Annotated in this window: 28 protein-coding genes; 12 read left to right on the top strand and 16 right to left on the bottom strand. The window is 38.3% G+C overall.

Annotation, left to right across the window (positions count from 1 at the left end):
* Positions 1-180 precede the first annotated feature (180 nt).
* Positions 181-753 (top strand): GNAT family N-acetyltransferase, encoded by a 573-nt coding sequence (locus JNUCC25_RS10730; protein WP_454223256.1) that lies wholly within the window; start codon positions 181-183, stop codon positions 751-753.
* Between the two features lie 68 nt (positions 754-821).
* On the top strand, positions 822-1,298 hold the full coding sequence (locus JNUCC25_RS10725) for a hypothetical protein (protein WP_029321467.1): 477 nt from the start codon (positions 822-824) through the stop codon (positions 1,296-1,298).
* 153 nt (positions 1,299-1,451) lie between these two features.
* Here JNUCC25_RS10725 and JNUCC25_RS10720 read toward each other — a convergent pair whose 3' ends face one another.
* The 3 genes from JNUCC25_RS10720 to JNUCC25_RS10710 form a co-directional block, all read right to left on the bottom strand.
* Entirely contained in the window at positions 1,452-2,324 is an 873-nt protein-coding gene (locus tag JNUCC25_RS10720; RefSeq protein ID WP_013056815.1) for an STAS domain-containing protein, read from the bottom strand.
* Positions 2,325-2,595: 271 nt separating this feature from the next.
* Positions 2,596-3,228 (bottom strand): LrgB family protein, encoded by a 633-nt coding sequence (locus tag JNUCC25_RS10715; protein WP_236019619.1) that lies wholly within the window; start codon positions 3,226-3,228, stop codon positions 2,596-2,598.
* A gap of 29 nt (positions 3,229-3,257) precedes the next feature.
* The gene (locus JNUCC25_RS10710) at positions 3,258-3,662 is read right to left on the bottom strand and encodes a CidA/LrgA family protein (protein ID WP_013056813.1); all 405 of its coding nucleotides are present in this window, start codon (positions 3,660-3,662) and stop codon (positions 3,258-3,260) included.
* A 193-nt stretch (positions 3,663-3,855) separates the two neighbouring features.
* Between JNUCC25_RS10710 and JNUCC25_RS10705 the strand changes: the two genes are divergently transcribed.
* Positions 3,856-4,287: a MarR family winged helix-turn-helix transcriptional regulator gene (locus JNUCC25_RS10705; RefSeq protein WP_029321464.1), complete on the top strand. Its 432-nt coding sequence runs from the start codon at positions 3,856-3,858 to the stop codon at positions 4,285-4,287.
* Positions 4,288-4,387: 100 nt separating this feature from the next.
* A complete protein-coding gene (locus tag JNUCC25_RS10700; protein ID WP_306430524.1) occupies positions 4,388-4,675 on the top strand; it encodes a phospholipase in 288 nt (95 codons plus the stop codon).
* A 36-nt stretch (positions 4,676-4,711) separates the two neighbouring features.
* Here the strand turns inward: JNUCC25_RS10700 and JNUCC25_RS10695 are convergent, their stop codons facing one another.
* Both JNUCC25_RS10695 and JNUCC25_RS10690 read right to left on the bottom strand, forming a co-directional pair.
* Positions 4,712-5,224 carry a GNAT family N-acetyltransferase gene (locus tag JNUCC25_RS10695; protein WP_057274117.1) on the bottom strand — a complete coding sequence of 171 codons (513 nt, stop codon included), beginning with the start codon at positions 5,222-5,224 and terminating at the stop codon, positions 4,712-4,714.
* Positions 5,225-5,338: 114 nt separating this feature from the next.
* The gene (locus JNUCC25_RS10690) at positions 5,339-6,763 is read right to left on the bottom strand and encodes a phospholipase D-like domain-containing protein (RefSeq protein WP_029321460.1); all 1,425 of its coding nucleotides are present in this window, start codon (positions 6,761-6,763) and stop codon (positions 5,339-5,341) included.
* A 172-nt stretch (positions 6,764-6,935) separates the two neighbouring features.
* Here JNUCC25_RS10690 and JNUCC25_RS10685 point away from each other — a divergent pair, with 172 nt between their 5' ends.
* On the top strand, positions 6,936-7,202 hold the full coding sequence (locus JNUCC25_RS10685) for a hypothetical protein (RefSeq protein ID WP_029321458.1): 267 nt from the start codon (positions 6,936-6,938) through the stop codon (positions 7,200-7,202).
* A 2-nt stretch (positions 7,203-7,204) separates the two neighbouring features.
* On the opposite strand, the gene JNUCC25_RS10680 is transcribed toward JNUCC25_RS10685, so the two are convergent.
* The 3 genes from JNUCC25_RS10680 to JNUCC25_RS10670 all read right to left on the bottom strand — a co-directional run bounded on the left by JNUCC25_RS10680 (position 7,205) and on the right by JNUCC25_RS10670 (position 10,671).
* Entirely contained in the window at positions 7,205-7,804 is a 600-nt protein-coding gene (locus tag JNUCC25_RS10680; RefSeq protein ID WP_013056809.1) for a DUF3298 and DUF4163 domain-containing protein, read from the bottom strand.
* Positions 7,805-8,167: 363 nt separating this feature from the next.
* The gene (gene folD / locus JNUCC25_RS10675) at positions 8,168-9,022 is read right to left on the bottom strand and encodes a bifunctional methylenetetrahydrofolate dehydrogenase/methenyltetrahydrofolate cyclohydrolase FolD (RefSeq protein WP_013056807.1); all 855 of its coding nucleotides are present in this window, start codon (positions 9,020-9,022) and stop codon (positions 8,168-8,170) included.
* Between the two features lie 248 nt (positions 9,023-9,270).
* A complete protein-coding gene (locus JNUCC25_RS10670) occupies positions 9,271-10,671 on the bottom strand; it encodes a tannase/feruloyl esterase family alpha/beta hydrolase (protein WP_029321456.1) in 1,401 nt (466 codons plus the stop codon).
* A 201-nt stretch (positions 10,672-10,872) separates the two neighbouring features.
* Between JNUCC25_RS10670 and JNUCC25_RS10665 the strand changes: the two genes are divergently transcribed.
* Positions 10,873-11,343, top strand: coding sequence for a staygreen family protein (locus tag JNUCC25_RS10665; protein WP_454223255.1), 471 nt, complete (start codon positions 10,873-10,875; stop codon positions 11,341-11,343).
* Between the two features lie 52 nt (positions 11,344-11,395).
* Positions 11,396-11,875, top strand: a complete 480-nt coding sequence (locus JNUCC25_RS10660) for a hypothetical protein (protein WP_064471612.1) — start codon at positions 11,396-11,398, stop codon at positions 11,873-11,875.
* Between the two features lie 33 nt (positions 11,876-11,908).
* Here JNUCC25_RS10660 and gltD read toward each other — a convergent pair whose 3' ends face one another.
* Together gltD and gltB are read right to left on the bottom strand one after the other, a co-directional pair.
* Positions 11,909-13,390: a glutamate synthase small subunit gene (gene gltD / locus JNUCC25_RS10655; protein ID WP_454223254.1), complete on the bottom strand. Its 1,482-nt coding sequence runs from the start codon at positions 13,388-13,390 to the stop codon at positions 11,909-11,911.
* Between the two features lie 16 nt (positions 13,391-13,406).
* Positions 13,407-17,960 (bottom strand): glutamate synthase large subunit, encoded by a 4,554-nt coding sequence (gene gltB, locus JNUCC25_RS10650; protein ID WP_064471611.1) that lies wholly within the window; start codon positions 17,958-17,960, stop codon positions 13,407-13,409.
* Between the two features lie 134 nt (positions 17,961-18,094).
* Here gltB and JNUCC25_RS10645 point away from each other — a divergent pair, with 134 nt between their 5' ends.
* Positions 18,095-18,997 carry a LysR family transcriptional regulator gene (locus JNUCC25_RS10645; RefSeq protein ID WP_013056801.1) on the top strand — a complete coding sequence of 301 codons (903 nt, stop codon included), beginning with the start codon at positions 18,095-18,097 and terminating at the stop codon, positions 18,995-18,997.
* 160 nt (positions 18,998-19,157) lie between these two features.
* Positions 19,158-20,228, top strand: coding sequence for a DUF3900 domain-containing protein (locus JNUCC25_RS10640; protein ID WP_064471610.1), 1,071 nt, complete (start codon positions 19,158-19,160; stop codon positions 20,226-20,228).
* Between the two features lie 71 nt (positions 20,229-20,299).
* On the opposite strand, the gene JNUCC25_RS10635 is transcribed toward JNUCC25_RS10640, so the two are convergent.
* Positions 20,300-20,479, bottom strand: a complete 180-nt coding sequence (locus JNUCC25_RS10635; protein ID WP_013056799.1) for an H-type small acid-soluble spore protein — start codon at positions 20,477-20,479, stop codon at positions 20,300-20,302.
* A gap of 77 nt (positions 20,480-20,556) precedes the next feature.
* The gene (locus tag JNUCC25_RS10630; protein ID WP_029321442.1) at positions 20,557-20,916 is read right to left on the bottom strand and encodes a hypothetical protein; all 360 of its coding nucleotides are present in this window, start codon (positions 20,914-20,916) and stop codon (positions 20,557-20,559) included.
* A 220-nt stretch (positions 20,917-21,136) separates the two neighbouring features.
* On the opposite strand from JNUCC25_RS10630, the gene JNUCC25_RS10625 reads away from it, so the two are divergent.
* From JNUCC25_RS10625 to JNUCC25_RS10615, 3 genes are all read left to right on the top strand, one after another.
* Positions 21,137-21,445 (top strand): flagellar hook-associated protein FlgK, encoded by a 309-nt coding sequence (locus tag JNUCC25_RS10625; RefSeq protein ID WP_013056797.1) that lies wholly within the window; start codon positions 21,137-21,139, stop codon positions 21,443-21,445.
* Between the two features lie 141 nt (positions 21,446-21,586).
* Complete coding sequence (locus JNUCC25_RS10620) at positions 21,587-21,733, top strand: hypothetical protein (RefSeq protein WP_013056796.1); 147 nt, start codon at positions 21,587-21,589, stop codon at positions 21,731-21,733.
* Between the two features lie 130 nt (positions 21,734-21,863).
* Entirely contained in the window at positions 21,864-22,076 is a 213-nt protein-coding gene (locus JNUCC25_RS10615) for a hypothetical protein (RefSeq protein ID WP_013056795.1), read from the top strand.
* 60 nt (positions 22,077-22,136) lie between these two features.
* Here JNUCC25_RS10615 and JNUCC25_RS10610 read toward each other — a convergent pair whose 3' ends face one another.
* From JNUCC25_RS10610 to JNUCC25_RS10595, 4 genes are all read right to left on the bottom strand, one after another.
* Positions 22,137-22,571 (bottom strand): MerR family transcriptional regulator, encoded by a 435-nt coding sequence (locus tag JNUCC25_RS10610; RefSeq protein ID WP_013056794.1) that lies wholly within the window; start codon positions 22,569-22,571, stop codon positions 22,137-22,139.
* 523 nt (positions 22,572-23,094) lie between these two features.
* Positions 23,095-23,703, bottom strand: coding sequence for a methyltransferase (locus JNUCC25_RS10605; RefSeq protein WP_064471609.1), 609 nt, complete (start codon positions 23,701-23,703; stop codon positions 23,095-23,097).
* A 68-nt stretch (positions 23,704-23,771) separates the two neighbouring features.
* Positions 23,772-23,948, bottom strand: a complete 177-nt coding sequence (locus tag JNUCC25_RS10600; RefSeq protein ID WP_013056791.1) for a hypothetical protein — start codon at positions 23,946-23,948, stop codon at positions 23,772-23,774.
* A 95-nt stretch (positions 23,949-24,043) separates the two neighbouring features.
* Positions 24,044-24,658, bottom strand: a complete 615-nt coding sequence (locus tag JNUCC25_RS10595; protein WP_029321439.1) for a poly-gamma-glutamate hydrolase family protein — start codon at positions 24,656-24,658, stop codon at positions 24,044-24,046.
* Positions 24,659-24,779: the final 121 nt, after the last annotated feature.

Below are 24,779 nucleotides of genomic sequence, written 5' to 3'. Positions count from 1 at the left end.
AGCAAAAATAATTTTTATTTTTTAAAAATCCATTTGACCTCTTACGCTCACCAATGAAATATTTTACAATTAAAGAATCAAGCACATGAAATAGAGAGCGGATTCTTGGAATGCTGCAGCTTCTATGAAACATTATTATCAACACTTCATCCACTTCTTGCTGAGAAAGGAGACAACTTTATGATTCAAGTAAAAGATATATACGGAAATTTACCCACACTAGAAACAGAAAGACTCCGCTTGCGGAAAGCTACCAAAAAAGATGTGCGTGACATGTTTGAATATGCCTCAAATGAAAAGGTAAGCAGATATGTAAATTGGGAAAAGCACCGAAAGCTTCAAGATACAAAAGAGTTTGTTTCCTTCGTTTTAAAACAGTACAGCAACCAATCCATTTCTCCTTGGGCTATGGAAATCAAAGCCTTGAAAAAATGTATTGGCACCATTGACTTTGTCACTTGGAACCCTACCCATCGCATTGCGGAAATTGGCTATGCGATTTCTGAAGCATATTGGAATAAGGGATTTGTTACGGAAGCAGCTGAAAAAGTAATTGCGTTTGGATTTGAAGAAATGGATTTAGTCCGCATTCAGGCGAGGTGCTTTATTGAAAACGCTGCATCTGAGAAAGTGATGAAAAAAATCGGTATGTCTTATGAAGGAACGATTCGAAAAGCCATGTTTATTAAGGGAGCTCATCAAGACTTAAAGTTATATTCAATCTTGCGAGAAGAATATACACGCAACGCGTAGAAAATGCATAAAATACTTTCCATAACATAGGCTAACTTCAACACTAACTCTTCCTTTTGAGGTGAACAATGTTGGAGCAAGCAATTCAGCATTTAGACTTATCTGCACATGGTTTGTGGTTTCCGATTACCGCTAGTTTATGTTTATTTATTCTTGCCTTTGTTTTATTTAAACGAAAGCTAACTTGGCGAGATTTTTATATCACGTTTAGCGTAGTTGGATTTGTTGGATGGCTTTGTGATGTTATCATCACACGTGTTTTCAACGTGATTGATTTGGGAGATCCAAAAGTTACAGGACTTGGAGATATTCTAAGCTATACATTTATTCCACCTTCCCTTTCCGTTTTATTTTTGACTTACTTAACAGCTAAAAATAAATGGGTTTTATCACTTCTCTTTTGCGCTGGTTCACTACTCATAGAATACGGAATGATTAAAAGTGGCTATATGCATTTAAACGGCTGGTTTTTTATCTATTCAATAGTGGTATACTTACTCGTTTATGCTTTTGTGCTACCATGGCATATCGCATTTATTAAGTAAAAAAGCGGATGTTGATTAACATCCGCTTTTTTACTATACACTTACTTCCTACCCACTGAAATTCGTATTTCACAGCGAGTTTTAAAAGAATTGGAATAGTTACGTGTATAAAATGCATTTCTAATTCTGGTGTCCCTGCATGTTCATAGTCTGTCATTTTATGCGACGTGATGACAGGTGCGTGGGTCTATGTTCTTCAGAACGTCTAAATCCAATTTTTAAAAGCGCTGCTTCTAAATTAGCTTCTGTTTTAATTTGATTAAAATTAATTCCTAATTTCACTACCGTTTGGGCAATTTCCGGTCGTATTCCCGTTATAATAGCTTCCACTCCTACCAATTTAAGAGCTTGATGAATTTTGAAAAGATTGTCTGCGACCATTGTATCGATAATTACAACACCTGAAATATCCAAAATAAGATAAGCTAATTGAAGACTTGTCCCTTTTTTCAAGCAGGTCTCCATAATAACCTGCGAGCGATGAGTATCAATTTCCCCAATAATCGGCATAATAGCGATGCCTTTGGTAACGGGTACAAGCGGAACTGAAAGTTCTTCTAATGACGTATAAGCTAAATTCATCATATATCGATTATGCTCATCGTAAATTTGACCAAAAATACATGTTACCGTATCTAAAAGCGGATCGATTCGCTCACTGACGTGCAGCATAGTAATTGCGGCAAACTGATGCTCCTCTAGTTCTCTTGTAAATACATCCCAAATAACACTGCGATAGATTGGCAAGGTACCTAGCGCTTTTTCTAAAGGAATATTTTTTTCTACCGCATATTTACCAGTAGCAAGCGCCCACTCTTTAACAAGTTTAAGTACAGCCTCTTGCTCTTCAAATAGTACTCTTCCAAAATACTCCATAATGGACACTCGCCACTTCAAAATTTTCTTTTCTTTTAATTCCTCTGTACTTAAAGGATGTGTAGCATCTAAACGTTCTGCTAATTTTTCTGACAAGTTGTATTTATGTTCAATAATCTTTTTTCCTATATACACGAGCTCCTCTTTCATAAAATACGCTCAGCTCCTCTTTTTTGCTATTTTTACTGCGTATATAACCTTGACTAAGCCTTCTTACCCATCCGACAATTGACTAGCCTTCCTAAAAATAACAAAAAAGCGGTTATTTTATGAATTTTCTTTCTTCTTATTATAGTACCAGAAAAAGAGGCATACAACTTAAAATTTGCTGCGGATAAAACTTATGCTTTCGTATAAAAAAACAATCCTGTTCCAATTGGAACAAGATTGTTTTTTTATATTCACTTTCTTTTACCTCACCTTACACTTGGAATAACCAGACAACAATAGGCCCAAAAACCGAGCCTAGTACAGCGCTTAACGTCATTGATACTGAACTCATCGATACCGTTAATTCACCGTATTCAAATGCTTTAGAAGTTCCTAAGGCATGAGAAGCGCTGCCTAGGGCAATGCCTTTTCCTAAAGAACTCTTAATACGAATCCACTTTAAAAGTAAAGGTCCAAGGATTACTCCCGAAAAACCTGCAATCATAACAAATACTACGGTCATGGATGGAACGCCCCCTAATCCCGTAGCAATTTGAATCGCAACCGGAGTAGTAATGGACTTAGGAATAATGGATAAAATCAGACTTCGATCAATGCCGAATACTTCAGCGAACACAAGTCCGCTAATCATACCTGCAAATAACCCTACAAATACCCCTCCAATAATAGGAACGCTGTATTTCACCAGCATCTCACGCTGTTTATAGAGTGGATACGCTAATGCGACAACGGCTGGTCCTAGAAGTGAATTAATCCATTTGCCTCCAATCATATACTCATCATAGGAAACATGAAAAGTAAGCAAAAGAAGAATAACGAATATGGTTGTAGTTAAAACTGGAATAAGAATTGGATAGGAGAACCGTACATATACTTTTGCCATGACTAGGTACAAAGCAACTGTAGCTACGATTATAAAGACCGCGATAAAGAATTCTTGCACTGTTGTTTCTCCTTTCGTTTGTTCGCTTTCTTTTCTAAAAGTTGGCTGGCAATCCCTGCGGCGGCCATCGTAACAATCGTACTAAGTACAATAATTAAAAACAAAACCGCTCCGCTGCTTGAAAGAAGCGAAGGATAATTCATCACACCCGCCATAGCTGGTATAAATAATAGCGGTAAAAAAGATAACAAGAAACTCGCTCCGTCTTCAATCACTTTGATGGGAACAATTTTGCACATTAAGCAAATAAGCATTAAGATTAAGCCTATAATACTTCCTGGAATAGGCAGGTGCAGCATATGGTGAACAGCTTCGCCAATCATAGAAAAAGCATAAAGAATCGCAATTTGTAGAATAATTCGTATCACTTTCATTATAGGTCACTGTCCTACAGATAAAGAACAGCTGTCCTCCTCTCTTTCTTTTGTCATGTTGTCTAACATTTTACTATATAAACATACTTTACTTTACCTACTTTTACTTGTACTATACAACTATATATATACATTTGTATTATACAAGTATATATTTCTTTGTCAATGAATGATTTTGTAAGGAGCGATTATGATGCAAGAAAAGAATTCAATTGAATTGATTGAATATGAACTTACTACCTTTATTAGACGAGCCGTCTATCTTGATAATTCCGAAAATAAAATAGGAAACCTAGAAAGATCAGCGTATTTATTATTACGCCAGTTAGATGAATTTGGACCAGCTCGTGTAAAAGAACTAGCTGAAGCATTTAAACTCGACATTTCAACTCTTTCTAGACAAGCTGCTGCTTTAGAAAATAAACAGCTGATTTCCCGCTCCTCTGATCCTTCGGATGGACGCGTCAGTCTATTTGATATCACAGCACGCGGAAAACGAATGCTGCAAAGTGATAAACAAATGCGCCTTGAACGCTATCATAGTATGTTGAAGAAATGGTCCAGTGAAGAAAAAGAGCTGTTTGGCAAACTATTAATGCGGATGAATGACGCATTTATCGATTAAATAGAAAGCCCTAAAAAATTAGGCTGCTGCTGCAAGGTGTTTGTCCCTGTCTCTTTTCCGTTTCTTGCATTTACTGTAAAGAGACTATTGAAAAGGATGTATGATTATGTCTGTTCCGAACAAAAGGAAAGCCACGCCCTGCCTTTTCCCCGGCTATAAATGGTGCGGCCCCGGATGCAGTGGTCCAGGATGCCCAGTAAATGATGTAGACTGCTGCTGTAAATACCACGATTTATGCTATGAAGATTACGGTTCATGCCGCTCATGTGATGAGCAATTTCTTAACTGTCTTTGCTCCAAAGCAAATCCATACAGCTTGAAAGGAAGACAGGCATACGCTATGTATACCTATATGCGACTGAAATTAGCTTTAAAACAATATGACTAAGCATAAAAGAGGTGAATTTAAAAATTCACCTCTTTTTTATACTATTTTATCCGTATGAATCCAAAAGCGCTGAACAACAGCTCCGTTTTCTTCTATATAATCCTCGTCTTGTATACCACCGTTTGCCAAAATAGTTTGACGAGAAGCGATGTTCCAATCATCGCACACTACTAATGCCCGTTGAACTCCTAGCTTTCTGATCTCTTGAAGAGATAACTTTAATAGCAGCTTTGCATACCCTTTTTTTCTTTCGCTTGGCCGAATACCATAACCTATATGCCCTCCGCTATTTCGAAGCAATTCACTTAGTTCATGACGGATATTAACTACGCCTATTACTCTTTCGTTATGCATTAGCCAATAGGTAGAATCGGGTACATATCCTTTTTTTAATCCAATACCTTTTTCTGCATTTATTAACTCTTGAATCATTTCTTCAAAGTGAGTAGGGTCTTTAGCAATTACCCACGGAATCATTTTTTCTCCGCTTGCTTTCCATTCATGATAAAAGCTCATATAAGCCTTTTTATAGGCTGCGTCTGGTTTCATTAAAACGGCGGCTTCCACGTACCTTCCTCCCTTTTTATTTATTATGTTTATACTACCGATTTTTCCCAATAAATAAAAGAGGATAATTTACGTGATGTGTAAACTGTCCACTGTTTAAATAAATTCCTTAAAAAACCTTGTTACTTTTGCAAGGGCGTACAGGAAGGTTCGCTTCATGACAGGTTCTTCTTTCCTTTGGACGTCGGGAGATTTAATCCATCGCTTATGGTTGGCAACAAGGATACTTTTATCTATTTTGTTTTCCATCGCCATCGTTAATTCTTTTGCAAATTTTTGACTATCGATAATGACCATTGATTCATTATTCAAAAATGTAGAACGGGAATCTAAATTAAAAGAGCCTACGGCACTGAGTCTTTGATCATAAATTACGGATTTTGCATGGATCGAATAAGGTCCTTGGTATTCGTAAAGCTTTACACCTGTCTTCATAATCGTATCCCGCATACTTATATACCCAGAAAAAGCTAACACATTGGGCGTAGATGTAACTGAGTTTGTGAGTAGCGTCCATTGAACGTCTCGCTTCTTTTTTATGGCTGTATACTTGCTCATCGCATTAGTTGGCACAACATAAGGGCTTTGAATAAGAACAGACCGGTTAGCTCCTTCTGCCAGATTAATAAGCGTTTTCCACATAAAAGGTCTTTTATTAAATCGTTCAATTGGATTATGAATAAAAGAAACACACTTTGTAGAAACGGTGGAAGCATTCCAATTAATCTTAGGAGTTGCAAACGTTTCTCCTACTTGCTTAGCTTTACCGTATTGCTGCAGCAGCAAAGCTTTCATCCTCTTTCCCTGATCGACCTGGTACTGTGTGAGATGATAAAAAGCTTTTTTAGTGTAAGGATGAGCCCATAATTCATTTATATAATTCTGCATTTGAACGATGACGCTATCTTGTTTATGTTTGCTGTTTGTAATAAAGACATCACGATCATAGACGAAGTCTGGAGGAGGCTTGTTGGCCAAATACTTGTCCCCTATATTCCGTCCCCCTATTATGCCTAGCTGTCCGTCTACAATCATTATTTTGTCATGCATACGATTTTGCCACGCCCAAGGTTTAAACAATTGAAACGGTTCATAATACTTCACTTCAATATTAGGATGTGAAGCTAATGCGTAGAGCACGCCTCTTCGATTCCCTCGTAAGCCGTTAGCTATCCCATCTAAAAGAACGCGAGTATAGACGCCTCGATCAGCTGCTTTAAAAAGAGCGGCCATAATTAAATCAGTTGACTCTCCTTTTCCTATTGAGTAATATGCAATATCAATCGATTTCTCAGCTTCTTGAATCATTTGAATACGAACTCTTCCTGCCTCATATCCATCTTCGAGAAGTCTCACCCGGTCCGTAGACTCACTGTGACCAAAAAAGCTATCCGGTTTAATTGAGGTCGTTTCCTCTCCTGTTTTTAAAGGTACATAAAAGAGAACCACCGCCGCTATAACCACATACAGAATATATAAAGATAAAATAATAAGTAATCCTTTGAATGCTATTTTTATCATCGCAACTCCAGCTTTTTGTCTTTTTCTGTTATCGTTCACAAATAATGATCATTACATGCAAGAAACTGCTTCCTTGATTGTTTTGCGCTTTGTCTTTTTGACACATTTATTTTTTCTGATTCACTATTTGTATAGTATGCTAGTACATATCATAGAAAAAAGGATGATGGTGATGGAGGAATATTCTTTTCGTTTTCATATTACAGATTCTTACCCTTTGCACAATGAAAACGATAAAATAGAAGCTGTTGTACGCACCAAAATCAAGCATGCGGACCGAGGATGCTTGTATGAGGGTTATCTTCGTGTTCATATCACTAAAGTCGGGGTATTTCCAGTAGCAAAAGATATTGCTGAAGCAATTAGCGTTCGTTCGCTTCGTCAGCAGTTAGCGGCCGAATTAAAAAGATACGTACGACCGCACCGCAATTTTTTATAACTTTATCCAAACATTTGTCCAAGTGGACTTTCATCTTCAATAATATCTTGAATAGTATAGATAGAAATGGGAAAGTGAGGAATTCCATATACGTAAGGAGCCAGGTCATACAGCTGATAAAAGAGCACAAGTGATTTATCGGCGATATAAAAATCTTGATCTGGTTTAATTCCTTTATATTCTCCAAGAACCATAATATCGCGCTCTTTTATTTGCTCTCCTACTATTTTAGAAAGAATGCTCACGTAATTACTGTCTTTTTTAAATAGATCTTTGAGTTGATACGTTTTTCCAGTCAGCACATTAAACGTTAACGGAACGACCACGGTCAATCCGTGCGCTCCCCCGGAATAAGCAAAATTGACAAGTGTTAAGCTGAGCACATTTCGCTCGTTTGTTTTCAACTCATAGTAACCCGTTTCTTCTGTATCCGGATTTTCTCCATATCCCTGCTGACGAATTAATTCATTCGTGCGCTGCAAAATTTTACTGTTCATGCTGTGCTGAACAGCTTGATTAGTCAAATGTACAACTGGATAATAAACGTTTAACTTTTTCTTCACCATTTGTTGAGAATATACGGTTGCAGGTAACGTAACCATCGCTTCCTCCTCTTTGTATACAGGTTGTTACATTCTATTCTTTTAGCATTCATTCCATTACTAAAGCAAAAAAAGATTCAGACATAACGAAATCACTCCAACCTAAAGACGAACAAACTGGATAAATGCTCTAGTATGGATCGCTTTTGATACCGCTATTAATTTCCGTGCAAGATTTCGCTTTCCGCGGAAATCTTCGCCTTGCCCTCCAATCAACAGCTAGAAGCACCTCCATACATGAAACCTATGTTGACTCTATCAATGAAAAAATCCGAACGAGTTTGATTCTCCATCAAGAATCAAACTCGTTCGGATCTTCCTTCAACGAAAATACCTTTGTCTCAGCCTCTTTTTAACTTCTTATTATTTTACGTTGTTAATTGTTTTAGCAGCGTCTACCGTATTTTTTAATAACATTGTGATGGTCATCGGACCAACTCCGCCTGGTACTGGTGTAATATAACCTGCAACTTCTAAAGCCGCTTCGTAATCAACATCACCAACGAGTTTACCATTTTCCATTGTGTTACCTACATCAATTACAATGGCACCCGGCTTAATATCATCTGCTTTGATAAGTCTAGGTTGTCCTACAGCTGACACAAGAATATCAGCTTGTTTTGTTAAAGCAGATAAATCTTTTGTGCGAGAGTGAGCAATTGTTACCGTTGCACTTTCTTGAAGTAACAGCATGGATACTGGTTTACCAACAATATTGCTTCGTCCAATTACTACCGCATGTTTACCTGAAATCTCTTCACCTGAACGTTTAATTAACTCAACGATACCATGTGGTGTACATGGTAAATAGCACTCATCGCCAATAACCATATTCCCTACGCTTACTGGGTGGAAGCCATCTACATCTTTTTTAGGAGATACAGCATTTAATACTGCCTTTTCATCAATATGTTTTGGTAATGGAAGTTGAATAAGAATACCATGAACAGATGGATTTCCATTCAAATGATGGATTTCGTTTAAAAGCTCTTCTTCAGTAATCGTTACGTCACGTTTGATAATTTCAGATGCAACACCGATTTCTTCACAAGCCTTTGCTTTCGCTCTTACATATGATTGCGAAGCAGGATTTTCTCCTACTAAAATCACGGTTAAACCAGGAACGATACCTTTTGTTTTTAATTGAGCTACCTCTTCTTTTAATGCGGCGCGCAGTTCTTGCGCTACTTCTTTTCCTTTAATTACTTTCGCTGTCATGATGTTTTTTGCTCCTTTCAACTGTAGCCATTTAATAAATGTACGAATTATAGTTATTAATCTAACACAAAAGTTCGGTTTTGTTCAATGTTTTTATTATTTTTATTTTAAATAGATGAAAATAAATAACAAATAACGTATATTCCATTCTTATCGTACTATAATATTTTGTATTCACCAAAGCTGTTTTTATTCAAACGTTGCTTTTCCAAATTAAAAACCGCACCTTCGGCACGGTTTTCGGCGATTTATTTTTCTGTTGATATGCTTTTCTTTGTAGTCAACGGCAGCACGTCTTCCTCTGTTTTTAGATCCTTTACATGCATTTCCTTGAGAGGCGCACTTATTTTCTTATTTTTCGGAGGTTCTTCAAAATTCTCCACCCAATCACATAGCAATTCAAATCCTTGATACACATAAGGCAGGAGAGGCTGAAGCTTTCGATCTGGGTCAATTTGATGATTCCATACTAAGCTATCAATGTGGTTTCCATTTTCAACTACATAGTGACGATGAAGGTGCTGCTTACCAGAATCTTTTACCAGTTGTTCATAAGGATAAGCATGAATATCCGGAAAAATAAGAGCATCTAACGACCCTGTAATGCTTATCAACGGAACGGAAATATCACCTGTATTTTCAATTTCACGAACTCTTCGCTTTACATCTTGGGGTCTTTCTTGATAATCATACTTTTCAAAAATAGAATCTAACGAACGATCTCTAACTCCATTTTCAAAAAGCGTCAAGTATTTTTGCCATGGAATGCTTCCAGGTGCTTGACTGTCAAACTCATCTCTATATATATTAAGCGTTAAAAACCAATAATACTGGTCATGATATGGCCATAAAAACTCAGATCCTTTTGGCAACCCTGCCTGATACAAACGGTGCAAAGCTTCTTTTTGCGATTCACCTACCGTGTACAGTGCTTCTTCGGCATAATTTACAACAGGTGTTAAGGAAGTAATTAAGTTATCGTGATCAGCTCGCCACATAACCCCTTCCCATTCAACACCCCCATTAAAAAGCTGAGGCTCTCCATTTTTTCCATCGTTTTCTAAAGCATAACGAACAACATAACCCCCGTTAGAAATACCTAACGCATACGTTTTTATATCAAAATATTCTGTCACTTCTTTTTGAAGTTTGTGACGATAATTTTCAAACAAAAATCTCTGAGCTATTTTTGTCACTTCTCGGTATTGAATATGCCATTTTCTAATGGAGTCTTCTTCTTTGACTAGAGCGTTCTTTGCTTTAGCAAATGGATCATCTCGCACTTCTTCTCCCTGAGTTCCTTTATCAGAAGCAGCAAACGCAAACCCTTTTGCCAACACATAGTCGCTGAACAGTAAATCCGTTGATTTCTCATCCCTGGTAGCTGGAACTCCTGACATAACTAACTTTCCATTCCAGTCATCAGGAATTCGAATGAGAAACTTACCACCATCAACTTCACCTTCTACTTGAACACCCGTTATTTCTTCAGGCTGATACATGTAATACCATCCATTTTTTTCTTCTTTTGTTCCCCAATAGATAGGAGCCAGCCCAATGTTCCCATAGGCAGTCGCTGCTTGAAATTGAAGAGGGTTTTTAGTCGTTAGCCAGTTTCCATACCTACCGTCAAACGTTGTGATATTCAAGTGATAACCTCCATTCACATTTGCTTTTGAAGACACTCTTGGGGACTGTACACGCATAATTTTAGTTAAATATTACCATCGATTTCTCAAAAAGTACACCAAAACGCCTTTATTACAGAAAGAAAGTAGACATTTATCACAACTGAGCCCATAGCGCCGTATAATATTGAAATTTATTCAAAAAAAGGAGTGTCAATGACTATGAGTTCGTTTAATTCTTCAAAACTTTCTACGACTCTTATTCCCCCTGCTACTTCCTCCTATCCGGTTTCCGGAAGAAAATATACTCTTACTCATTCTGATACAACCGATCAGTTTTTTTTAAGCATCGGATGCTCATATAACAACAAGGAGATAGATGAAAATATGCGTGATGAAGTACTGGCTGCTCTTCACGTAACAGATCGACAGGCAGTTATTCAAGGCGAAGTTTTTGTTAGCGGAGGCGAGTTCAGCCGCGAGCAAGCACAGCTTCGTTATCAGATTTTCCGTCGTGAACTCCCCCTTGCTTTAGAAGCAATGTTTTACGGAGACCAAGCGTTTTTTCAACATTATCCAGACTTGCTAAATACGCCGATTTACATTTATTTTGTATCGACTTATCAAGAATTTAGAGGGTGGTCCTATTATCAAACTCCTAAATTTTATTTAAAACAAACATGCAGCAGCTAGCACGCTAGTGCATAAACTAATGGGAAATGAACGAGGAAGGTGTGAATGTTTCATGTACAGTCAATGGGTTTACCCCTATATGCCGCGCTATTACCATCCAGTGGTTCCTACTACGAATGAAAATTATTTAGAACCTTATAGATACAATGAAGACTTATTTTCTTATATCCTGCATGAGGAAGAGGAAGTTAGATCTACACGCGATGTAGACAGAGTGATGAAAATTTTAAAACGCCAGTATCAGTCTATCTACAGAGATGCTCAACGAGGCGGGATGGATAGCAAACTAACAGAATACTTATTTCGTTCCATTGTAAGATTTGTTGATGATAACTATAACAGTTACAGCGGATCTATTAACGAACGCGTCGAAAAAGCCGCGCGACAGCTGAAAAAACGTGACCCCTGGATATTTGAACTTTTTAACTTATACAGCGTTTCCCCCGCTTCACAAGTTCGAATTACCAACACGATTTTAACCGTTTCATTTGAAAATTTACGTAGAGGAAATGAAGTACCAAATCCTAGATAAACAAAAAACCGCCACAATTGTGACGGTTTTTTGTTATGGTAATACAGTTGCTCCCATTAGATGGCTATCAACTTGTTTAGCTACTTCACGACCTTCATGAATAGCCCATACGATTAAACTTTGCCCACGACGAGCGTCACCAGCAGCAAAAACACCTTCAACATTTGTTTTGTAATTTCCATACGCTGCATCTACGCGACGATTTTTCGTTTCAACACCAAACGCTGATAGAACCGGATGCTCTGGACCTTCAAACCCAATCGCAATAAAGACAAGCTGAGCTGGCCATACTTTTTCTGTTCCTGGAATTTCGGTAAAGATGTACTGTCCATTTTCACCTTTTACTTTTTCCATTTGAACTGTATGAAGTTCCTTTAGATTGCCTTGCTCATCTGCCACGATTTTTTTCGTTTGAATTGAATATTCACGTGGATCGTCCCCAAATTTTGCCTGTGCTTCTTCATAAGCATATTCAAGATTAAATACATGTGGATATTCAGGCCACATATTATCTGCCGTACGCTCAGCAGGAAGCTGAGGATGTTTACCAAACTGAACAACGCTGCGGCATTTTTGACGAAGAGCAGTAGCTACACAGTCAGCTCCCGTGTCTCCGCCTCCAATAACAATAACGTCTTTTCCTTCAGCATCAATAAATTGACCATCTTTGAAGTTAGAGTCTAAAAGGCTTTTTGTTGAAGTTGTTAAGTAGTCCATTGCAAAGTGAACTCCTTTTGCTTCACGACCTTCTAATACTAGATCTCTTTGCTTCTGAGCTCCTGTACACAAAATTACAGCATCATATTGTTCTTTTAACTCTTCAGCAGTAATGTCTTTTCCAACTTCCGTATTCGTTATAAAATCAATACCTTCTTGCGTCAATAAGCGAACACGTCTTTCCACTACTTCTTTATCTAGCTTCATATTTGGGATTCCATATGTTAATAAACCGCCAGCACGATCTGCTCTTTCATATACCGTTATTGAATGACCCGCTTGGTTCAGCTGATCTGCGCTTGCTAAGCCTGCTGGCCCAGAGCCAATAACAGCAATTTTTTTGCCTGTTCTCTTCTCCGGAATACGCGGAGTAATCCACCCATTCTCAAAGCCTTTATCAATAATAGCGCGTTCGATATTCTTAATCGAAACCGCTGGATCTGAAATAGCAAGCGTACAGGAACCTTCACACGGAGCAGGACAAACTCGTCCTGTAAACTCCGGGAAGTTGTTTGTTTTCATTAAACGCTCTAAAGCTTCTTTCCAGCGTCCTTTATAAACTAAATCATTCCACTCTGGAATTAAGTTATAGATTGGACATCCAGAAGTAAAAGCATTAATATCCATTCCCATGTGGCAAAAAGGTGTGCCACAATCCATACATCGTGCCCCTTGACGGCTTAGCGCTTCATCAGATAAAGGAGCAGCATACTCTTTCCAATCACCTAAACGTTTTAACGGGTCACGTTCCTTCCCTTTTTCACGTTTGATTTCCATAAATCCTGTTGGTTTTCCCATCGTACTCTCCCCTTTCTTACTGAGCTACCGCTTCTTGTTGTTTTGCCGATGCTTTCTTTTCTTGTTTTGCATTTTCCTCAAACGCACTCATAGCTGCTTCTTCTTCCGTTAGTCCAGCTGCTTTTTGCTCTTCAATGCGATTCATCATGCGTTTATAATCATTCGGAATCACTTTTACAAATTTTGAAAGTGATTGTTCCCAATTTTCCAAGACAAATGCTGCTTTATGACTGTTCGTATATTTCAGATGATTTGAAACCATCTCTTTTACTTCTTCTGCTTCTTCGCCTTTTAAGCCCTCAAACCCAATCATGTCTTTATTACAAAGGTTTTTGAATGCTTCTTGATCATCAGCAAATACGTAAGCAATACCGCCTGACATTCCTGCACCAAAGTTTTTACCTACATCGCCTAATACGACAACACGTCCGCCAGTCATATATTCACAGCCATGATCGCCAATTCCTTCAACCACTACGTTCACACCGCTGTTACGAACTGCAAAACGTTCCCCTGCTAGCCCGCTAACATAGGCTTCACCGCTTGTTGCACCGTAAAATGCAACGTTCCCGACGATAACATTCTCACCTGACACAGCTGTTGTTTCCTTAGGTGGAGCAACAATGATTTTACCTCCTGATAAACCTTTTCCGATATAATCATTTGCATCTCCAGTTAGATACATAGACATTCCTTTTGGAACAAACGCACCAAAACTTTGTCCTGCAGAGCCAGTGAATCGAAGAGTAATCGTATCTTCTGGCAAACCTTTCTCACCGTAACGTTTTGTAACTTCACTTCCCACAATTGTTCCAGCTACACGGTTAATATTAGAAATTGGAAGTTCTAACTCGACTTGATACTTATGCTCGATTGCTTGCTGTACCGCAGGCAAAATCTTTTGCATATCAAGAGATTCGTCAATTTTATGATTTTGAGGTGTTTTAAAGGTACGTACACCTTCAGCTTGATATAAAAGAGTTGTTAAGTCTAAGTGCTGAGCCTTCCAGTGATTTTTTGCACGTTCGCTAACGCTTAATACGTCTGTACGTCCAACCATTTCATCCACTGTTTTAAATCCAAGTTCAGCCATAATTTCGCGCACTTCTTGTGCAACAAATTTCATATAGTTAACGATGTGGTCCGCTTCTCCCAGGAACTTTTTACGAAGCTCTGGATTTTGCGTTGCCACTCCAACTGGGCATGTATCTAAGTGACACGCACGCATCATGATACAGCCTAAAACAATTAAAGGCGCCGTAGCAAAACCAAACTCTTCTGCTCCTAGAAGTGCTGCCATGACTACATCTTTACCCGTCATTAATTTCCCGTCTGTTTCAAGCACTACTTTTTCACGAAGACCGTTTAACATAAGCGTTTGATGAGCTTCTGATAAGCCAAGTTCCCACGGTAGTCCAGTATGTTTAATACTTGTTTTTGGAGATGCTCCCGTACCTCCGTCGTAACCGCTAATGACAATAACATCCGCTACTCCTTTTGCTACTCCGGCAGCAATCGTTCCTACACCTGCTTTTGAAACGAGTTTGACGCTGATTCGTGCATCACGGTTTATATTTTTTAAGTCATGAATAAGCTGCGCTAAATCTTCAATCGAATAAATATCGTGGTGTGGAGGAGGTGAAATTAAGCCTACTCCTGGCGTTGATCCACGCACATCTGCCACCCATGGATATACTTTGTTTCCTGGAAGCTGACCGCCTTCTCCAGGTTTTGCACCTTGTGCCATTTTAATTTGAAGCTCATCCGCATTCACAAGGTAGTGACTTTTCACCCCAAAACGCCCAGAAGCGATTTGTTTAATCGCACTGCGGCGATTATCTCCATTCTCATCCAGAGTGTAGCGGCTAGGATGCTCGCCACCTTCTCCACTGTTGCTGCGTGCCCCTAAACGGTTCATCGCAATCGCTAATGTTTCATGAGCTTCTTGACTTAAAGATCCAAACGACATAGCACCTGATTTAAAACGTTTTACAATCGAATCAACTGATTCTACTTCATCAATGGAGATAGATGAACGCGATCCATTAAACGAGAACAGATTGCGCAAGAAACCGATGCGTTCTTCATTAGCCGATTCAGAGAATTTTTTAAATAAGCTGTAATCTCCCTTACGGCAAGCCCACTGCAGCGTGTGAATTGTTTTTGGATTAAACGCATGATGCTCGCCCGTGTGTCTCCACTGGAAGTCACTTCCTGATTCTAACGTTTGCTCAATTGTTTCAACATAAGCATTGTCATGACGCGTTTTTGCTTCTTTTGCAATAACATCTAAACCGATACCGCCAAGCTGCGAGGCAGTACCTGTAAAATATTGCTCGATAACCTCTGCACTGATTCCAACTGCTTCAAAAATTTGTGCGCCCCGATAACTTTGCACCGTTGAAATACCCATTTTAGACATTACTTTTACGACACCTTCAGTAACGGCTTTTACATATTTCTCAACAGCATAATCATACGATACGTTCAACGTACCTGCGTTAATTTCATTTTGATATGTTGCAAAAGTAAGATATGGATTAATTGCGTCTGCGCCGTAACCAATCAGCGCTGCAAAATGATGCACTTCACGCGCTTCTCCCGTTTCCACTACAATGCTCGCCTTTGTACGGTTTCCTTTTCGCACTAGGTGCTGGTGCAGCCCGCTGACCGCTAATAAAGCTGGAATAGCTACGGATTGAGCTCCCGCTTCACGGTCTGTCAGAACAAGAATGCTAGCACCTGCGTTAATTGCCGCTTCAGCTTCAGCAAATACGCGATCAAGATCTGCTTTTAAATCATTTGTAAATACAGCAGATATAACGGCACTTTTGAAATCTGGATGAATGGCAGACTTCAGCTGATCAGTTTGATCGTTTGTTAAAACCGGCGTCTCAAGCTGAATTCGATGAATGTTTTCTTTGGTTGGATGCAGTAGATTCCCTTCTGCACCAAGCAATGTCATTGTCGATGTAACCAACTGTTCACGAATAGCATCAATCGGTGGATTCGTTACTTGAGCAAATAGCTGCTTAAAGTAATTGAACAGCGATTGAGGACGATCAGACAACACGGCTAATGGAGTATCGTTCCCCATTGAACCAAGCGGATCTTTTCCTTCTGTAATAACTGGAACTAAATATTTATGAATATCTTCATACGTGTAGCCAAATGACTTCTGGCGAATGACCAAATCATCGAAGTATTCAGATTTTTCTTCTTGCACTTCTGGCAACGTTACCAGCTGTTCATCTAACCACTCTTGATAAGGCTCAGCCTGTGCCATTTCAGATTTAATTTCTTCGTCTGAAATAATTCGGCCCTCCTCTAAATCGATTAGAAGCATTTTACCTGGGCTTAAACGATCTTTATATAATACATTTTCATCTTCAACATCAATGACACCTACTTCTGATGAAAGTATGATGTAATCATCTTTTGTAACATAATAGCGAGCTGGACGTAAACCGTTACGGTCTAGAATAGCACCGATTTGCTTTCCATCCGTAAACGAAATAGCAGTCGGACCATCCCATGGCTCCATTAATGCGCTATGATACTCATAGAAAGCACGTTTTTCTTTTGACATGTGCGGATTCTCAGACCAAGGCTCTGGAATAAGCATCATCGCTGCATGCGCTGGCTTGCGGCCGGCCAATACAAAGAACTCTAGCGCATTATCTAACATGGATGAGTCGCTTCCTTCAGCATCTAAAATTGGAAGAACCTTCGGCAAATCCTTACCGAATGCGTCCGAAACAAACTGCTGTTCACGTGCTCTCATCCAGTTTTGATTACCGCGAAGCGTATTGATTTCACCGTTATGAATTAAATAACGGTTTGGATGTGCTCTTTCCCAGCTTGGGAACGTGTTTGTGCTAAAGCGAGAATGCACTAAAGCAAACGCTGAAGTAAAGTCTTCATCTTGTAGGTCAAGATAAAAAGCATCAACTTGCTCAGGCGTTAATAACCCTTTGTACACAATTGTTCTACTTGAAAGACTCGTAAAATAAAAACGGTTTTGACGCGCCTGCGCCCAATTTTCCGCTTGCTTACGAATAACATATAGCTTGCGTTCAAACGCTAAGTCATCTTGAATACTGTCATTTGCCCCAACAAATACTTGTCGTACGTACGGACAGCTTTCTTTTGCGACTTTTCCGATTTTTCCGACATTTACAGGTACAGTTCTCCAACCTAGTAACGTTTGTCCCTCTTCTTCAATTAATTTATTAATATAAGCTTCGATTTCTCGACGCTCGTCTTCATTATTTGAGAAAAAGATCATTCCAACTCCATAACGACCTTTTTCTGGAAAGTTCAATTCAGCGCATGTCTTTTTAAAGAACGCGTGTGGAATTTGTACCATTAATCCAGCTCCATCTCCTGTTAGCGGATCGCTTCCCTGTCCGCCTCGATGGTCAAGCTGGCAAAGCATATTTAGTCCTTTTTTAACGATATCATGTGACGCTACGCCTTTCAATTGAGCGTATAGTCCGATTCCACATGCATCGTGCTCAAATTCAGGACGGTAGAGACCTTGAGCTTTTGGCATTTGATTGTATGTCATCTTCTTCTCCCCCGTTCGTTTTCTTTATCTTTTTAAGATCACCTGTTTACATTGTAAGTTTTCAAATCAATATAAACAATATATAATTTAGATAAAACTAATCTAATTTTGATATATATAGATGGAGGATGCCTATGGAACTGCGTCAATTACGCTATTTTATGGAAGTTGCAAAAAGAGAACACGTATCTGAGGCGGCAGAATATCTGCATGTAGCTCAATCAGCGATCAGCCGTCAAATCGCGAACCTGGAGTCTGAGCTAGGTGTTAGTTTATTCAAACGCGAAGGAAGAAATGTCAAGTTAACAGCAATAGGAAAAGTCTTTCTTGAGCATACGGAGACGGCTATGAAAGCTATTGACTATGCGAAAGAACAAATTGATGAATACCTGGATCCTGAAAGAGGAACGATTAAAATCGGATTTCCAACAAGCCTTGCCAGTCACCTTCTTCCTACTATTATATCAGCCTTTAAAGAAGAACACCCAAATGTTGCTTTTCATCTTAGACAAGGTTCGTATAAATTTTTAATTGAATCGGTTAAAAAAAGAGATATTAATATCGCTTTTTTAGGCCCTGTACCTGTAGAGGACCAGAGTATAGAAGGGCATATTTTATTCACTGAAAATCTTTTAGCCCTTGTTCCTTCTCATCATCCGCTCGCTGAACGGGATAACATTCGGCTGCGGGATTTAAGAAATGAAGATTTTGTGCTATTTCCAAAAGGATTCATTTTACATAAAATGGCCTTTGACGCTTGCAAACAAGCAGGATTCATGCCCAATATTTCATCTGAAGGAGAAGATTTAGATGCGATTAAAGGTCTTGTATCCGCAGGAATCGGCGTCACGCTTCTTCCTGAAAGCACAGTGTCTGAAACGACTCCTCGTTTTACGACTAAACTTCCTATTCATACGCCGCAGCTTCAGCGTACAGTCGGGATGATTATTCCTCGAAATCGTGATTTAGCACCTTCTGATAAAATTTTTTATAAGTTTGTCAAAACCTTTTTTGAACGGTTGGAGCAGTATAAATAAGAGAGGCCCCCTGCCTCTCTTATTCTTTGCTTTATACACTATTCCTCAGCAGATCAATTGTATAAATAGATCTTCTTCCCCTAAAGCTAACAGGCATTGACGCTTACCGGACTCTTTCTTATACTGAAGTAACTGACTAAAAAGAAACAAGGTGACTGCTATGGATTTTAAAATTAATTTTTTATCATTTTACGTAATACAAGTAGAAGGAAAAGAAGAACAGGCCTCTAAACAATATAAGCATTTTCAAACGCTTGATACGGAAGAATATGAAGAAAGTTCGATTAAAGATTTTTTAGACGGTGAATTTAAAAAAATTGTAAAGCGTAAAGTAGAACGACACCCCAAAGCAGAACAAGTGCCTACAAAGCTCGGGTATTTTATAGTTGAACCAGGACACGCTCTCGACTCAAACCCTAATTATAATTTATTTCACCGCACTCGTTTTGCCACAACCAAAGAAGAATTTGAAGAAAATAGCGAACAGTTTATCAATGCATACCTTGATACTGCAGCCGTTCGAGGAGGAGCATTTTTAGTTGTATCCGCTGTTCCAAGAAAATATTTTGATCATGCTTTTGTGTTTATTTTAAAATGTGACTTCGAACCAAAAGTGGCTTCAATTTCAGATGAATCAACCCTTATTCGTCACGTAGAAATGGCAATTACTACTAAAAACATGAAATCTATTCAATACCCCTACATGCCTGAAGAAGGAATGGTCGAAGAAAGTGAACTTGTCATCCACCAAGCATCTCACGCCCGTTATTTTGAAGACTTCTTAAAATTCATTGACTACAACGAGCCGATGCCTGAGATTATGAAAACACAAGTGATGGATATGGTGCGTGAACACGTCAGCGAAACGTTTGAAGCAGAAAGCCTAGAACTTGAACAGTTTGAATCGGACATGGAACTGTGGGCAACAAGTGAAAAGCGTGAGCTTCAAGAACGTTTGGATACGCATCAAGTTATGGAAGCTGCTGCTCATATCGTCGAGCATACGCCTGATGCCGAGCTAAAAATGAAGCTTGGCGAAACAGAGATTAAAGGGCTGTTAGCTGATTTCGGGGAAAATATTCACTTAGCGAAAGTGAACGGACGCTACGTGGCTTTAATTGAAGCGGAATCGATTCTGTTTGAAAAAGGCGCTTCCCCGATTGAGTTTCATAAGCCCGATGATTTGCATGGAATTATTGAAAAGATCAGCAGTAAGAAATGGGAAGAATAAATAAAAGCCAGAGAGTAAAACATAGCGCTCTGGCTTTTATTTAACTGAAAAACCAGCTCTATTTATCCACCTTAATTCTCTACTAATTGGCTCACGGAAACATTTTGTTCATTTTCTGGCTGACCTAGCGGATAAATTCTTACCGTATCATTTTCTTCGCTTACATGTTGAATATAAACGGCCGTATCGTTATACGTAACGTTAGCCATAACGGGTGAATCAGCAATTTGTTTTGCTCGCTGCTTGTCCACGTTTCTTCCCCCCTCTATGCTGATATACATATAAGGTTTGCTCAAAGAATAGATGCTATTCGCCCCCTAGAGCAGTTCTACCGTTTTTTAGCGGTGCGGTAACCAAGGTAAAAAATGAAAGAAGTATAGGTAATGAATGCAGCTCCAGCCAGCAAGAGCATTTTGTGATGATGCCAAAGGGCCGCATATGTTTTGATGAAGATTCCCTTTGTAAGTAAAATATATTGATACACAATAAAAGCAACCACTAAAGCAAGAAACAGCACTCGAAACAAACGAATGAAATCAATGTTAGATAAAATGGAAGCAACTTTTACCCAGGGCGATGTAGGAGGCTGCGCTTTTTTAGCGCTTCGGCTCTTCGACTTTTGTTTCTTTGCAGGCGGAGCTTTTGATTCTTCTATTTTAGGTGCTGGTTTTTGTTTTCCTTGAGCCATTAGTCACTTTCCCTCTTTCTTAAATAAAGTGTCTAAAAAAGAAGCTTTTCTATTTTGCATATTCAAGAAAGGAGCGGCTATCTCCTTTTGACTTTTAAAAATACTTTCCTTTTCTAGATACAGAATGTCTTTAGGTATGTGCCTATAGCATTTTTCTTATCTTCGCATACGTTATATCGTGTTTGATTTGAAATTACTATTTAAAAGGAGCGATGCCCTAATGAACCCTTATTATTTCAACCCTGGATACATTCCTCAGCAAGTTGATTACTCAGTTCAACAATACTATCCCCCTTACGTACCACAGCATGAAGAATACGATGAAAGACAGCAGCTTCAAAATCTTGGAGGATTTGAACGAAGAATTCGTGCCCTTGAGAGACAAAATGAGGAGCAAGTCAGAGAAATTACTCGTTTAAATCGAGTTGTGGAGCGACATACTGATCGTATAAACAGATTAAATCAGCGCTTACGCAATGTAGAAAGAAGACTTAACATTCCATTTACAGCAAGCCAGGACGGATTTTAAACTCACCTTAAGCATTCCCGTTTCTTTTGAGCGAGAATGCTTTTTTACATGTCTTCCGTCGTTTTTGATAGCACAAAGGATATTTGATTAAACTTTACATAAAATAAAATTTGACTATAAAAAAGAAAAGGAGAAAATCACATGAAATCCCCTGTTGTTATTTGTCCTAACTGTCATTCTCAAAAAGAGCTTGCTACCGTTTTAACTGCTCAGTCCAATCAAAACGTTATCTATACATGCTCAGCTTGCGGATATAAGCTGACAAACATTAAAACAAGCAAAGGATAATAAGTATCTCTCACCTCACTTAGTACCTATACTCAATACGTTCCTTCTGTCCACATACAAAAATTAACGTTTACGTAAATGTTATTAATTTTGTATACTAATAGTATTATGGGAAAGGGAGTTGAAGAAGTTGAAGTTTAAAATGAAGGAACGCGGGCAGCTGCATTTGAGTCCCGAAGGAAAACAATTGATTTTAGACTTGTACGAATCAAATATGATGGAATCTGTAAATGAAGCTTTGGATGCTGAAACAAGAAGCTTTCACAGTGGAAAAGCCGATGGGATACAGGCTATTCTACTTCTTTTAGGAGTACAGCTAGAAGAAAACACTTCACAATCATAAATGAATGCCCTATAAAAACCGTAAAAGCAGACGCACTCTTCTGGTGAATGCGCCTGCTTTTTATGATTCTTCCTGCTCAAATTTTACAATTGCAGTCTTAGCACGATCTCTCAGTGACAGAAGATCAGACTCTACTTTTAAGATATTTTTCTTTTTCTGTTCAATCAGCTTGAGCTGCTCTTCTACCGTATGTAACACTTGCTCTAACTTTTCTTTTTGTTGACTTGTTCCTTTCACTTGCCTATAATCCATCTTTTGTATTTCAAGAGTATCACTTAAAGCAAGAAATTCCTGTAATTCTTGAAGCGAAAAACCCATGACTTCTTTGGCATTCGTAATTTTCTTTAAAAATTCTACATGTTCTTCGGTGTACAGACGAAATCCTCCTTCACTTCTTGGAGGTGCTGGCATCAGTCCAATTTGTTCATAATAACGAATTGTACGTTTTGTTAAACCGCTTTGCTTCGCTACATCATCTATTTTTAGTTCACTCATTTTTAAATCCCCTTTAATCAATTCACAATGTCAACTTTTCATACTTGTTACTATTATACACTAACGCTAGATATCTCAAAACAAATCTGAACAGCTGTACACTTATTTAAAAATAAATAAGCAATTTCTTTACCCTTTTTTAGAGTAAAAAAATTGCTTATACAATATATGCTGGGTTCTTTTCTCTGAAACCTTCTCATAAGTGCCGTTTTTGTTAATTTACGATTTAGCATACAAATTAATAAATTTGTTTTTGAGAGTTCTTATTTCTATCCACTAAATGTTTATTAACTTGTATGTAGCCTTCTCTTTCTGTACTAGCCCCGCCTGCGCTGAGTACACCGATAGCCACGCATGCTATCCAACCTAATTTCATTATAACAGAAAGCGCTTACATAATAAAGTGTTATGCTTTAATTTCTAAAAAGTTATAAATAAAAGCAGCAGATATTTTTCCACCTCCTGCTGACTTGTTAAATAGAACCGGCACGATACAGCTTTATCAAACAGTAAATACGTCGTCTTAATAAGCTACTTTATAAATCAAAAACCGTTCATATGGGTTTTTACGATCCAACTCTCGCAGCATTACCTCTTCTTTTAAAATGAAAGAAGGGTGTTTTTCGAGATGATGAAGATAATCCTCCGAACTATAATATAAAATCAAATCAATCTCGCGCTTATTCTCTTCCCACGAAAGCAAAATATTGTTCACTACTTGGATAAAAATTTGAACTGAAAAAGGATTAAAAAAATAAAAGCAGTTGTCTAGTGGATGAATCTTATATTCCTGGGCTAAACAACACTGAAAATGAATATGATGTTTGCGACCCTTGGCTTTTTTTAAATAGCGCCTCTGGTTATCTATGGCCTGCTCATAAAAGTGTTCATTCATTTCTACCCCTACAGCGGTGGCATTGCACAGGTAGTTCACATAAAAATTTAGCCTTCCTTTTCCACACCCGAAGTCGACAATTCTATCGCTGCTTGTTAGCTCATACCGAGTGAAAAGTGTTTCTAATGCACTATAAGGCGTGGGTTCATAACGGTGGTAATGAAATGAATCATTAAATCCCTTTTGTTCTCCCGTTGTTTTTATATTTAATAAAGCGTCATAATATTGCTCATTCATAGCTAATCTCCTGTTTATAGTTGTTGAAAAAGAGAAAGAAGGACAGATGTCCTTCTTTCTCTTTTTTCTCACTCTACTTTCACACGCATTTCTGATATTTTAAGACCAATCTCTTCGATTAACTGCACAGCTTCCGCTCGTTTTTGATCATCTAATGTGCTGATTCCCCGTACGTCTACGCTTTTTAAATATCGATAAGAGGCTTTAAGACGTTCTAGGGTATCTTCTTGGTCAAATGTTTTCATGATTATCTCCTCCAGTATATGTAGTTACTATATGTATACCACAAACATGTCCGTAATAAATCTAACCTGTTTAATAAATACTAAACGTGTCTGATTTATCTAAGAGGAAATGCACTTCTAATAGCTGATATATACTCAAAGAATTCCTGGGTTTTCGAATTTTTCCGTTCATTTCTCGTATTAGTTGCAAAAAAAGCTTCTCTTTGCGCTTTACTTATCTCAATTTGCACACCCATCCGCCTAGCTGTTTTATTGGTTATATTTCTAGGGCTTGTACCGGAAAAAGGGTCTTGATCTGATAAAATTTCTGTACTAAAACCTTTGGAAACAAGCGCTTCATGTACTTTGGACCTTAACGCTTTGTCAGCACCGCCGATTTTAGTGTGTTTTTCACTTTTATCATTGTATCCATGAAAAGATACTACATAGTCTTCTTTCGATATAATAGTTAGCGCATGAGGTTCATCAAAATGAGTGGATGTGATATGAAGATCGGCATTTCCTGCTTTCTTTAATCCTTCAAATATATAGTACGAGTATTCGTTTCCTGCTAGCCCAACAGCAAGTTCGGATGTTCCAGTTTCGATACCTCCGCCGTGTATCGCAAGCATAATAATGTTAGAAGGTCTGATTTCAAATTGAATTTTGTAGTCTTGGTTGTATACTTCATAAGAGGCAAGTTCAGAGAAGCTAGCATATTTATCTGGCATCATATATCCTCCTTGTGAATAAGACATAGTAAATAAACTTATTAGTTCTTTCTTTAATGTACCACATCTTTTCTTTCATCACATACTATGTGATTGCAATTACCAATAAATATGGTACGAT

The sequence above is a fragment of the Priestia sp. JNUCC 25 genome (assembly GCF_053667915.1).
The sequence above is the reverse complement of the archived record's forward strand: the minus strand, read 5'-3'. Positions and strand labels throughout refer to the sequence as shown.